Here is an 11,578-nt window from a genome sequence, read left to right as displayed (position 1 = left end):
AGCAGGTAGGCGCCCACCCAACCCAGCGCGAGCACCACCAAAGCGACGACGCCCCAGGGCCAAGCGAAGGCCGTGCGATCCACGGGCAATTGCTGGCCCGTTTTCTGGACGACCGGCTCGTCTGGCCCGTCTTTCCTCATGTCTTTCCTCCCAAAAGGCTTCTGCCTCGGTGCAAATGCACCCGCACTGTTGACCGAAAGCTTAACGCGAGGTCACAGATGGAATGCAGTTTCAACCTTCTGCCCGAACCGAATAGGCCATTCGAGCGCGGCCACGGACATTCATGTCGCCAGGCGCTTGGCCGGAGCTCAAGTGTCCACAATACGCCAAGACTGCCTGCCTCACCGTCAATACAGTGTCCACCGCGGTGGCACAATGCATAGGCTATCACAGTTTTTTGCGGGTCATGCCGGATCGGACAGAACTCAAGAAAATCTGATGCCATATACTTTGGCACAAAAGGCCATAACGCGGGCTATCAAGTGAAATTCATATAGGAACAGATCAATATAGATGGCCCCCGCCGGCCAAAAATGGGGCGAGTTTGTGTCTCCTCATCAGTTTGAATCAGAATCTAAACTACCCATCCAGCGCATCGTAGCCATGCGCGCCAAACGGAGATTTTCGTTGGACTTGCCTATGTGATCCGTGGTGCCCTTTTGCTGTTTCTTATGCTCAATCAGGAGTTTGCCGTGGTTAAGCGCGTCAGAACAGCGGTCTTTCCAGTTGCGGGGCTTGGAACCCGGTTCCTTCCGGCGACCAAAGCCTTGCCGAAGGAAATGCTGACGGTCGTTGACCGTCCCCTCATCCAATATGCCGTAGACGAGGCCCGCGAGGCCGGTATCGATCACTTTGTCTTTGTCACCGGCCGCAACAAGGGGGTCATCGAGGACCATTTCGACCGCCAGTTCGAACTGGAGACAACCCTGGAAGTTCGCGGCAAGATCGCGGCCCTTTCCGAACTGCGCAAGGACCTGCCCTCGGCCGGCCGCACCAGCTTTACCCGGCAGCAGGAGCCGCTGGGACTGGGTCACGCCGTGTGGTGCGCCCGCGAGATCGTGGGCAATGAACCATTTGCGCTGCTGCTGCCCGACATGCTGTTCAGGGGCAAGCGCGGCGTGCTCAAACAGATGATGGAGACCTATGAGGAAACCGGCGGCAACGTGATTGCCGTCGAGCCGGTTCCTGCGGCCGACGTATCCTCCTACGGTGTCGTTGCCCGCGGCGAGGGCCCCGATTCAGGGTTCCGGGTCACCGGCATGGTGGAAAAGCCCAAACGTGAAGAGGCGCCGTCCAACCTCATCATCTCTGGCCGCTACATCCTGCAGCCCGACATCTTCACTCTGTTGGCCGATCAGCCGCGCGGCGCGGGGGGCGAAATCCAGCTCACCGATGCCATGCAGACCCTGATGCAACAGCAGCCTTTTGTCGGCGTGCAGTATGAGGGGCAGAGCTTCGACTGCGGCTCCAAGATCGGTTTTCTCACCGCCAATGTCGCATACGCGCTCGGCCGCGACGATATCGCCAGCGATTTCCTCGCGGCACTGGCCAAGCTAGGGCTCGACTCAGCGCTCTCGGAAGGCATTCGCGACGCCGCAGAATAACCGGGCGTCCAATGCACAAACGGCGCGCCCTGTGATGGGCGCGCCGTTGTTTTTTGGGCTGCGTGACGCTTAGCGGGTGGTCGGTTCGACCACGGTCTCGACCTGGTAGTAGCGCTGGTAGACGTCGACGAAGCGCTCAACACCGCCCACTTCGCTGTAGCGGGGCAACTTCTTGAAATCGACCTTGTTGAGCACCACGCCGAGCACTTCGCCCGATAGCCCCGGCTCGCGCTCGATGAGCGTGCGCACCAGCCGACGGGGGGTCTTGCCCCATTCGGCGATGAGAATGAAGCCGTCCGTCCAGGGGAGGACAGACATGGCGTCCACCACCGGGCCCAGCGGCGGCAGATCGATCACCACATAGTCGAATTCGCGGCGGCTTTCGGCGAGAAATGTCTGCATGGCCGTCGAAGAGAGGAAGTCGTTGGTCCGCCCGACGACGCCAGAGGTATTGGCCGGAACGGTCACAAGTCCGGTCTGCTCATCGGTCAGGGCGATCTCGCGCCAGTTCTTGCCTTCGGCCAGATCCATCAGGCCGAACTCAGCGGCGCTGCCGATCAGCCGGCTGGCGCCGGGCTGGCGCAGGTCGGCATCGACGAGCAATACCTTGCTGCCGCTCCCCACCAGCATTTCGGCGAAGGACACCGCGAAGGTGGATTTTCCTTCACCCGGCAGGACGGAGACGATGCCCACGACGCCGCCGCCACCCTTGCGGGACGACCGTAATGCGAGCTTGGCCGACTTGAGTGTTTCGAGGAATGGCGTAGACGGCATATTGCCACCGCGTCCGGCGACCTGATTGCGGAGGAAGCGGTGGATGAGACCGGCGCGCTGCTTGCTGTCGCGCGTGGCCTTGCCCAGATCAAGCGCCGGCAGATAGCCCAGGAACCGCAGCCCCAGTTCCTTGCTGACCTGCGCGCCGGTGCGAAAGGCCCTCTCGCGCATCTCGTTGAGGGCGCCAAAGGCCAGCCCCATGAACAGGCCGGCAAGCAGCGCGCCGGCCAACACGATCATGGTGCGTGGGCTGGACGGGCTGTCGGGCAAGAGCGCTTCGGTGATTACCCTGAGAGCAGGGATCGGGAAGGACTGCTGCTGGACGGCCTGCTCGTAGCGCCCCAGAAAGGAGTTGTAGAGAATGCCCAGCGCGGTCGAGCGCTGCTGCAGTTCGCTCAGCTCAACCTGGGCCTGGCTGATATCGCCGACGGCCTGGCCTTCATTGGTGATGTCCCGGCGCAGGCCGATTTCCTGCTGCTGGGCAATCTCGAGCTGGGTGAGGTATTGTTCGTTGAGGCCCTGGAGTTGCGCGAAGATCTGGTTGTTCAACGCGGCCAGTTCCGCATTGAGCGCGACCAGCTGGGGGTGGTCGGGCCCAAAGGCGCTGGTGACCTGGGCGATGCGGCTGACCAGATTGGCGTATTGGGTTCGGATGGTCGAACTCTCGGTGCTCGCCTCTTCCGACTGCGCCAGGAGCGCGACACTATTGGCTGCCGCCTCGGGACCGGCGGCGATGACCGCCTGCAACTGGCTGGACTGGGCGCGGATGCGGGCTGTCTCGGCCTGCGCCTCGGCCAACTGATCGGACAGGGCCTCGATGCGCTGGTTGCTCAGTGCCCGGTCCTGGTCGACTGAAAGGCCGCTCTCCTCGCGGAACTGCTGGATGGCCAGATTGGCCTCGCGCTGGCTGGCGCCGATCTCGGCCAACCGCTGCTGCAGCCAATCCGCCGACGCCTTGGTTGCATCGAGATCGGCATTGAGCTGATCCTGCACGACGGCATCGGCATAGGCCTGCGCTATGCGCTGGGCGAGCTCGGGCGAGGAGGCTTCATAGCCGACCCGGAGGATCGAGCTGCGGCCCATGCGGTCGACCTGCACATCGGCCCGCAACATGCCGGCGACCTCCTCAACGCTCGCCTGCGGCGCGGCACTGGCTGCTGCGTCGCCACCGAGGATGGGCGAGAGCAAACCGCCAACAAGACCGCGCAGCCGCCCGGTAAAGGAGGGCGGCGGGCTGAGAAATTCCGCATCGGTGGTGAGATTCTCGGCCTCGGCCACGGCCATGGCAATCCGGCTCGAGCGCAGCACCTCGACCTGGTTAAGCACCTGCGATTCCAGCTCGACCGCGCTGACCGACACCGCAGCGTCGTCCACAACCTGCTCGAGGTTCTTGTCGATCAGGATCTGTCCGGCGGAGACGTAGCTCCGCGGTGCCAGAACCAGATAGAGGACAGCCAGCGCCAGGGTGATGGCGACGCACAGGCCGATGACCTTGGCCTGCCGACGCAGCAGGGCAAACAGGCGGTCAAGGTCGATGAACTTCAGGTCCGTCGGCTGTGGCGCCATCGATTCGGGATTGTAGCCTCGTTCAAGCATGGTTCGCCTCCGCGGCGTCAATCAGGGTGAGTTGGGCGCCTGGCGCGAAGCGCCATCGCCATAGTGGACGGCCTGGCGGACGCCCATGATGCCGCCGACCACCCCCATATGGAGCACGGCGCGCAGCAGGTTCTTGCGCCGGCCAATGGGCGAAAATGCGGTCATGCCGGTCATTGCGACGCAATAGCCTGCTTTTGCCACGGCGATAGCTGCCGCCGGCAGCCGCGCGCCACGCACCAGCATGCCATGGGTCTGCCCCATGCGCAGCCGCCGCCGGATCAACCAGGCCATGGCGGCCCGCTCTGCGGGCACCGGCTCATAGACCAGCGCATCAGGTGCCTCAGCAATCGTGCCCCCCAGCGCCGTCAGGCGGTAAAAATAGTCCGTATCCTCGCCGCCCGACCGGCCCAAAGCCAGATCGAAGCGCAGGGCGGCAAAGGGCGCGACACGCCGGATCAGCACATTGCAGGTATAACCGGTGCGGATGGCGCCGTTGACGACGACGGGCAGGGTCGAATGGAAATCGCCCTCGACCATCCACTCGGGTGTTCTGGCGTCATAGACGGCGTGAACGGGTCCCAGAACGGCATCGGCGCGAGTCAGGCGTGCCGTATCCAGCAATTCGACAAGCCATTGCGGAGACACCGTTTCGTCATCGTCGATGAAGGCCACATAGTCGGCGGAAGCTACATCGAGGCACGCATTGCGGGCGATGCAGATATTGGCCGCCGGGGCGTGCACATAGGTGATGGGCCAGGGGAAATCCCGCTCCACCGCGGCGACCAGGTCGCGCGCCGAGGCCGAGGCGTCATTATCGGCGATGATGACGCGCACGGCGACGTCCTCGATAGCCAAGGCCGCGACCGAGCGCAGCGTCTCGGCGAGGAACGGGCGACGGAAAGTGCAGATGCAGATATCGACTGAAATCATGATGCCCTCCCCTACGCCGCGCTGTGCCGAGAGGTGGCGGTGCGTGCCAGATGCAGCCAGAAGCCCGCGGACCAGGCGAAATGCATGATCATGGCCGCCACACCGACCAGCGGCGCCAGCGCGATGGGCAGGCCGTATTCGGCAAAATGCTTGCGCGCCGCCACGGCGCCGAGCGCAAAGCAGGCCAGTCCCCAGGCCACCATCGGCACGAGGAAACCCCAGTGGACGATGGAAAGCGCGGCGAGCAGCACGGCGGGCAGTATGACCAGCGGCAACATCTGTCGCGCACGCGGCCGCATCCTGTGCTTGAGAATGTTGCGCGCCCGACCACCGCCATAACCGAAATACTGCCTGAACAGGCTGGAGGCGGTGGCGCGGGGGAAATAGGTCATCGACGTCGCGTCCGTCAGCCAGACGGAAAAGCCCGCCTGGCCGAGGCGGTAGTCGAGTTCAGCATCCTCATTGAAGCGGAAGGTCTCGTCATAGCCGCCAACGGCGCGATAGGCCTCTATGCGCATCAAGGCGTGGTGGCCGTGGTCGACCTGCTGCGCCGATTTGCCGGTGCGGTGTGCCGAACCGCCCGTGCCGACAAGAGAATTCTGCGCGGTCGCCACGGCCCGCTGGAATGTGCTCCGACCCACCGTCGTCATGGGCACGACGATGCTGTCGGCGCCAAGCAATTCCGCCTGCGCCACCAGCACCCGGCAATAGTCGGGCGGATATTTGCCATGCGCGTCGATGCGGATGACGTATTTTGCGCCGTCGCCATGCTCGGCCACGGCCAGGTTCATGGCTGCGCTCTGGATGCGCCGGGGATTATGCAGCAGGGTCACCCGGCGGTGGCGCGCGGCTACGTCGGCGGCGATGGACTGGGTGCCATCGGAGCTGCCACCATCGGCAACCACGATCCTGGCATCCATCGCCTCGGCCTCGACCAGCAGATCTTCGAGCAGGCCACCGATATGGCGGGCCTCATTGAGGGTGGGCACGACGATAAGACAGGTCATGTCATGCGGCCTCCGTCAGCAGCGGCCTGGCGGCGTTGAGGCCGGCCAGTTTGTCGACGAGGGTCCGGCAATCGCTTGCCGTCACGGCAAAGTCGTTTGGCCGCAGCGCCGCGACCGCGCTGGCCAGCGTGGCGAGCCGATCCGGGCTGAGTTCGCCCAGCATTGTCCGCAACGTCGCCGGCGCAATGTCGGGCAGGACGATGCCAATGCCGTGGCGTTCGATGAAGGCGGCGGTTTCGGTGCCGGCCAGCGCTATGGGAATGGCGCCATGCAGACATCCCTCATAGATGCGGTTGGGCAGCAGCCATTGCGAGTTCTGCCCGGCCTCGAAGAAGTCGATTGCCCAGGCGAGGTGCACGTCCGAATAAATGGCGGGCAGGTCGTCCGGGTTGCGATAGGCGCCTTCGAAGCGCAGATGCGGGCGATCCGCGACCGCGCCGGGAAAGTCGTCAAACTCATTGAGCGCCGGCCGGCCGCGCAGCACGATCTCGACCTTGCCGTTCATGGCTGTGGCGAACCCGTCGAGCGCCGCAAGCGAGCGCGCGCAGCGCAGGGCCCCGAACCAGCCGATGCGCAGAGGGGCAGCATTGGATGCGGCAAACACTGGATTGACGCCCCGCTTGCCGCCATCCCACACCACCTTGTTTTCGACGATCTTCGCCGGCGGGGCGCCGTAGATGTCGAAATAATTGCGCAGGAAGGCCGGTGAGCTGGTGATGAGGAGCGAGGCCTTTTTGCTCCAATGCTGCTCGGCGGCACGCATGGCCCGACCAACGGCATCCTGGCGCAGCATCAGCCGGTGAATATCGAGGCATTCGTAGACCAGGGCCGGGCGGGTAGCCCAGTGCTCCTGGAGGCGACTGGCCAGGGCCAGCATTTCCAGGTTGCGCGCGATGATCAGATCGGGCTGCGGCAGCCGGCTTGCCCAGCGGCGCATTCCCGCAGAGGCGCGGACAGTCGCAGCCAGCCGCTGCATGAATTGCGCGTCGAATGTCTCATCGAGTTCGAGATAAGTCCCCACATCGAGACGCGGCACAGCTGTGCCGGCCCGGCGAAAGCCGACGACGTCAATAGCGGCGCCACCAAGGCGCAACATGTCGATCCGCCGTGCGACAGCGGAGTCCGCCAGATTGGGGACGAGATAAAGCACTTTCAGCAACGACGCGTCTCCTGTCGCAAGCGGTGGCCCGGCTTGTGGCGGTGTGTAGCGGGTTGCTCGCAATTGCTCGCGAACAGGGCACAGCCAAATGGCTGTTTGGTGTTGCGGCGCCCTGCCTCCAGGGTCACTCACATATCGTCGGCGCAAGTAGGAACCGTGGGCGCCGTACCGTCAATGACGGTGGGCGGGCAACTGAACTGCGGTCAGCGCATGCCTGAAAAATGGCTCAATTGTCAGATTGCCGATCCTACCACGGCCTAGAGGAGCAGGTGTTGATGGCCGCTCGCAGGCGGCAGGTGGATCGATGTGCAGGCTGCGGCATTTGCTAGACCAGCGCCCGCTCAGCGTGGAGCCTGGCGCCTTTCGGTCTCAGCACACCATACCGCTGGGGAGCAAAGCCGAGCGAAATCAGCCGATTTCGTATGGCGGGAGACAGCACAGGCCAAACCGCAAGTTTTTCCCGCTCGCTGAGGCACCCAAACTCCTGCTTGTGAGCAGTGCTGCGGATTTGAACCTCGAATATGCGAGCGTCTGCGTCGAGCTTTGAGTTGGATAACGCCTGAAGGAGCGTAGCGGCGCGGCCGGGCGAGAGCTGCATATTGCGGTCGAAATAGACTGCGACCTCTTGCAGGGCCGGATCATCGCTACGTGCGAGGAGGTTTCGCAGCACCTCGCGGCATGTCCGATGCATCAGCCGGACGGAGAGCTCGCCGAGACAGTCGCGTCGTTCCTGGCCGGCGAGGGCACGGCCCTCATGCTCGATACGGACCGGCCCGCGGCCGAGGCAGGCTTGGCAAATCTGGCAAGTGCCGTCGGCGGTGACATGGCGCACGTCAAACGTGATGCGCAGGTCCTGTTTTTCACACCATGCGCATTTTTCGTCAAACCTGCCGCGGTCCCGCATCTCGCCGGTGAACACCCATCGATCTGCATCGGCCTGAGCCGCTCGATAGCCTTGCCGGCCGCAAAAGTGATCCATCCAAAAAACCTCGCGCCCGCCTCAGTGCGTAGACACTACGCGACTCGGGGTGATGGGATCGTGATGCGGACTGTCAGCATCCTGTAAGGAAGTTCCGGCCTTGCTCCCCGCCTGGCGGCGACACTTGCTTACAAACAGCTGACCGCCAGCATCAGCCGCATCCCATGTCTCGTCCCGTAGACCTGAGTCGCGGCGGCCACGTCCCGGTCGCCTCCCAACCATGTTTTGGAGCTAAAGAATGAAACCGACTTTGAAGAAGTCCGTATTGCTGGGCCTTGGCTTCGCGCTCCTCGCCGGCGGAGCAGGGGCCCTGGCGCAAGAGGGCAAGCCCGAAAAGAGCTATGTGCTCGAGGACGGCACTGTTCACGAGACGCCGGGCGCCATGTTTCAGTATCTGCGCACACGCGACAATGGCCTCGCCGCCGGCAATCCCAAGGCCGTAATGGAGGCCTATCCCGACGAGTTTGAAAATGTGGGTGACCTGATCGAGCAGAAGCGCGTGACCGAATAGGCGCACAGGCTTCCACATTGTGATTTCCAAAAGGCGAGTGCCACAACCTGGGGCTCGCCTTCTGGCGTATGGTGGCACTGAAAGCGACCGATGTTCGGCCGACACCAGGCTACGGGGGGCGATGGTGCCCGGTGTCGGCCGATCCAATAGACCAATGATCGAGTATGGCATGGGACACCCGATCACTGGTCCAGAAGATGTACAACATCGTGGTTGAGCGGCGCCTGAGAGCTAATGTCAGCGTTTTGTAAGCTGCGCTGGGCTATGAATAGAGCATGAAAGCCAAAATTCTCATTGCCGCATTCCTCGTGGTGCTTGCCGCGACGGTGCCAGCCATCGCCCAGGGAAACGGGGATGGTGGCAATGCCGGCCAAGCTGACGATGGCAACCACGGCAATGGGAACGGCGCCCGGACGAACAGTTCCGACGGAGATGGAAACTCCGTCAATGCTGGGAGGGGCAGCGATCCCAGGGGCGGTAATGGCGATGGTAACGGGGCCGGGGCAAGCAACAAGCCGCCAACGCCCCCCGACGTGAGCGTCGTGCCGGAAAAGGACCTTCTGGCAATAGTCAATGCAGGCCATGCGGTTTCGCTGGCTTCTCTGCTGCCAAACGTACAGGAGCGCACCGGTGGTGAGATCATCGATGCGCAACTCGTGCGCACGGAACGCGCTCTGATCTACGCGGTCAAGGTACTGACGCCAGATGGTCGGGTCGGCGTCGAATATTACAATGCCCGCTCGGGTACACATATCGAGGTGCGATGACGCGGATACTGGTCGTTGAGGATGATGACCGGATCGCGGAGACATTGTCCGCCGGTCTCGGCCGTTCCGGATTCCTGGTGGAGCGCGAAAGGGACGGGGAGTCAGGTTGGTATCGCGGCGATACCGAGGAGTTCGACGCCATCGTGCTGGACCTTGGCCTGCCCCAGATCGATGGATTGACGGTTCTCAAGCGCTGGCGCCGGGCCGGGCGGATGACCCCAGTATTGATCCTGACTGCCCGTGTGCAATGGGAGGAACGCGTGGAGGGTATCGAAGCCGGCGCTGACGATTATGTGGTCAAGCCCTTCCATGTCATGGAAATTGCGGCGCGGCTACGAGCATTGGTGCGGCGCGTCAACGGCCACGCAACATCCCTGATTTCCTTTGGACCCTATCAGCTCAACCTACGCACCATGGCAGTAACCAGCGATGGCTTGCCAATCGATCTGTCACCGCAGGAGTTCAAGCTCGTCTCCTACCTCGTCCAAAATCGGGGCAAGGTTCTGTCACAACTGCAGATTACAGAGCATATCTACAATCAGGATTTCGAACGCGACTCCAATGTGGTCGAAGTGCTAGTCGCCAGGGTTCGCAAACGCCTGACAGCGGATATCATCAAGACCAGGCGCGGCTTCGGCTACATGCTTGGTGATGGGTATTGAACATTCGTTCGCTTCGGCTGCGCCTCATGGCCCTGGCATTGGTCTGGGTCGTTGTCTCACTGGTCGGCGCCGCGCTGATCCTTCAATACCTGTTCACGATCAATGTTGAACGCAGCGCCCGTGACAACATGGGGGCTGCCGTTGCTCGCCTTGCCGCATCGATCGTGCCAGGGGCAAATCCCCCCGCCATTGCCGAACCTATGCCGGACCCACGTTATTCGACGCCCTTTGGAGGTCGATACTGGCAGATCGAGGCCGTCGATACGGGCGCCGTAACCCACTCCCGGTCGATGTGGGATCAGAGCATTGACGTCCCAGCCAATTATGAGGGCGTGTTCTACCAGACCGGACCCGACAACCGTCAGCTCATACTACTGACACGGCAATTGCGGGTCGAAGGCGCAGCCGGGCCGCAAGCCTTCAGGGTCACGGTTGGGGAGGATTACGAACCAATACACCGGGCGACGCAGGCCTTCGTACAGGATGCGGGCCAGCTGCTCGCCCTGCTCGGCGCCGCCATCCTGGTTGCCGCCTATCTGCTGTTGCGGCTCGGACTTGGGCCTGTTTCCCGCGTCCGCCAGGCAATCGAGGCAGTCCGCCACGGCGATACGTCCCGCCTTGAGGGGAAATTCCCGAGCGAGCTCGACTCGATGGTCGACGAAATCAACGGCCTACTCCAGGTGCGGGAGGTCATGCGTGATCGGGCCCGCGCTCGTGCGGCCGATTTGGCCCACGGCCTGAAAACACCCCTGGCCGCCATGCACGGTATCGCGGACCGCCTACGCGAGAATGGCAATGAGCACGATGCAGACTTGCTGCAAGACCTGTCTTTCGAAATGTCCGAACGCGTCGACTACCAGCTCAGGCTGTCAGTCCTGCGTCCTCGGACTGGTTCGGACAATGCCAGCTCATCATTGAACACGGCGGTGTTGCGAACGGTGGCCGTTCTCAAAAAGACCAGTCGCGGCGAGGATTTGCACTGGGTGGCGCAACTGGGGACCGACTGCGCTGTCGACATTCACCGCCAGGATTTGATGGAATTGGTTGGGGTGCTCATGGAGAACGCTACCAAATGGGCCTCCAGCCGGGTTGTCGTCCAGAGCAGGCTCGAAGAGGACAGCGCGATACTCGAAATCTGCGACGATGGCCCGGGAATTCCCGATGACCATTCATCCCAGCTCGGCGAGCGGGGGCACCGCCTCGACGAAAGCCTGCCCGGGACCGGCCTGGGGCTTTCGATCGCTCGGGAAATTCTAGCGCTGAACGGCGGTACCATTGCCTTTGGCCGGGCAGATCTTGGCGGGCTCATGGTAAGCCTCTGCTTGCCGCTATCGCGGCTCGACCCGCGAGAAGTCGGATAAGCTATGCGTGAGGCAAGGAACAAACGCAGCCGTCGCGGTGACGGGATGCTGTGACAGAAGCCGTCTGATTCGGGCTCTACACTAGCAATATCAATCACTTGGAAATGGCGGAGAGAAAGGGATTCGAACCCTTGAGACGGTTCCCCGCCTACACACTTTCCAGGCGTGCGCCTTCGACCACTCGGCCATCTCTCCGCATCGCCTTATCCCCGGGCTGGAAGGGCCGGA

General features: G+C 62.8%; 10 protein-coding genes and 1 tRNA gene. 5 read left to right on the top strand and 6 right to left on the bottom strand.

Going from position 1 to position 11,578, the window contains the following annotated elements; genetic code table 11:
• Positions 1-671: 671 nt before the first annotated feature.
• Entirely contained in the window at positions 672-1,604 is a 933-nt protein-coding gene (galU, locus tag V6M52_RS18045; protein WP_442881887.1) for a UTP--glucose-1-phosphate uridylyltransferase GalU, read from the top strand.
• A gap of 69 nt (positions 1,605-1,673) precedes the next feature.
• Here the strand turns inward: galU and V6M52_RS18040 are convergent, their stop codons facing one another.
• The 5 genes from V6M52_RS18040 to V6M52_RS18020 all read right to left on the bottom strand — a co-directional run bounded on the left by V6M52_RS18040 (position 1,674) and on the right by V6M52_RS18020 (position 8,049).
• The gene (locus tag V6M52_RS18040; protein ID WP_332702275.1) at positions 1,674-3,974 is read right to left on the bottom strand and encodes a Wzz/FepE/Etk N-terminal domain-containing protein; all 2,301 of its coding nucleotides are present in this window, start codon (positions 3,972-3,974) and stop codon (positions 1,674-1,676) included.
• Between the two features lie 21 nt (positions 3,975-3,995).
• On the bottom strand, positions 3,996-4,904 hold the full coding sequence (locus tag V6M52_RS18035) for a glycosyltransferase family 2 protein (RefSeq protein ID WP_332702273.1): 909 nt from the start codon (positions 4,902-4,904) through the stop codon (positions 3,996-3,998).
• An 11-nt stretch (positions 4,905-4,915) separates the two neighbouring features.
• Positions 4,916-5,911: a glycosyltransferase family 2 protein gene (locus V6M52_RS18030; RefSeq protein WP_332691039.1), complete on the bottom strand. Its 996-nt coding sequence runs from the start codon at positions 5,909-5,911 to the stop codon at positions 4,916-4,918.
• Position 5,912: 1 nt separating this feature from the next.
• A complete protein-coding gene (locus tag V6M52_RS18025) occupies positions 5,913-7,061 on the bottom strand; it encodes a glycosyl transferase family 1 (RefSeq protein WP_332702279.1) in 1,149 nt (382 codons plus the stop codon).
• Positions 7,062-7,395: 334 nt separating this feature from the next.
• Positions 7,396-8,049 carry a hypothetical protein gene (locus V6M52_RS18020; RefSeq protein WP_332702271.1) on the bottom strand — a complete coding sequence of 218 codons (654 nt, stop codon included), beginning with the start codon at positions 8,047-8,049 and terminating at the stop codon, positions 7,396-7,398.
• Positions 8,050-8,287: 238 nt separating this feature from the next.
• On the opposite strand from V6M52_RS18020, the gene V6M52_RS18015 reads away from it, so the two are divergent.
• From V6M52_RS18015 to V6M52_RS18000, 4 genes are all read left to right on the top strand, one after another.
• A complete protein-coding gene (locus V6M52_RS18015; protein WP_332691033.1) occupies positions 8,288-8,560 on the top strand; it encodes a hypothetical protein in 273 nt (90 codons plus the stop codon).
• Positions 8,561-8,835: 275 nt separating this feature from the next.
• The gene (locus tag V6M52_RS18010; RefSeq protein WP_332691030.1) at positions 8,836-9,327 is read left to right on the top strand and encodes a hypothetical protein; all 492 of its coding nucleotides are present in this window, start codon (positions 8,836-8,838) and stop codon (positions 9,325-9,327) included.
• Entirely contained in the window at positions 9,324-9,989 is a 666-nt protein-coding gene (locus tag V6M52_RS18005; RefSeq protein WP_332691027.1) for a response regulator transcription factor, read from the top strand. The genes V6M52_RS18010 and V6M52_RS18005 overlap by 4 nt, the downstream gene beginning before the upstream one ends.
• Positions 9,990-10,015: 26 nt before the next feature.
• A complete protein-coding gene (locus tag V6M52_RS18000) occupies positions 10,016-11,350 on the top strand; it encodes a sensor histidine kinase (protein ID WP_332702269.1) in 1,335 nt (444 codons plus the stop codon).
• A 105-nt stretch (positions 11,351-11,455) separates the two neighbouring features.
• Here V6M52_RS18000 and V6M52_RS17995 read toward each other — a convergent pair.
• A tRNA-Ser gene (locus tag V6M52_RS17995) sits at positions 11,456-11,545 on the bottom strand.
• Positions 11,546-11,578 lie beyond the last annotated feature (33 nt).

It is taken from the genome of Devosia sp. (assembly GCF_036676215.1).
Lineage (GTDB): Bacteria > Pseudomonadota > Alphaproteobacteria > Rhizobiales > Devosiaceae > Devosia.
Note: the sequence above shows the minus strand (reverse complement) of the source record. Positions and strands in the feature narration are given on the sequence as shown.

Coding starts and splice junctions, on each gene's coding strand:
- galU (WP_442881887.1), top strand. CDS start 672: ATGCTCAATCAGGAGTTTGCCGTGGTTAAGCGCGTCAGAACAGCGGTC.
- V6M52_RS18040 (WP_332702275.1), bottom strand. CDS start 3,974: ATGCTTGAACGAGGCTACAATCCCGAATCGATGGCGCCACAGCCGACG.
- V6M52_RS18035 (WP_332702273.1), bottom strand. CDS start 4,904: ATGATTTCAGTCGATATCTGCATCTGCACTTTCCGTCGCCCGTTCCTC.
- V6M52_RS18030 (WP_332691039.1), bottom strand. CDS start 5,911: ATGACCTGTCTTATCGTCGTGCCCACCCTCAATGAGGCCCGCCATATC.
- V6M52_RS18020 (WP_332702271.1), bottom strand. CDS start 8,049: ATGGATCACTTTTGCGGCCGGCAAGGCTATCGAGCGGCTCAGGCCGAT.
- V6M52_RS18015 (WP_332691033.1), top strand. CDS start 8,288: ATGAAACCGACTTTGAAGAAGTCCGTATTGCTGGGCCTTGGCTTCGCG.
- V6M52_RS18010 (WP_332691030.1), top strand. CDS start 8,836: ATGAAAGCCAAAATTCTCATTGCCGCATTCCTCGTGGTGCTTGCCGCG.
- V6M52_RS18005 (WP_332691027.1), top strand. CDS start 9,324: ATGACGCGGATACTGGTCGTTGAGGATGATGACCGGATCGCGGAGACA.
- V6M52_RS18000 (WP_332702269.1), top strand. CDS start 10,016: ATGGCCCTGGCATTGGTCTGGGTCGTTGTCTCACTGGTCGGCGCCGCG.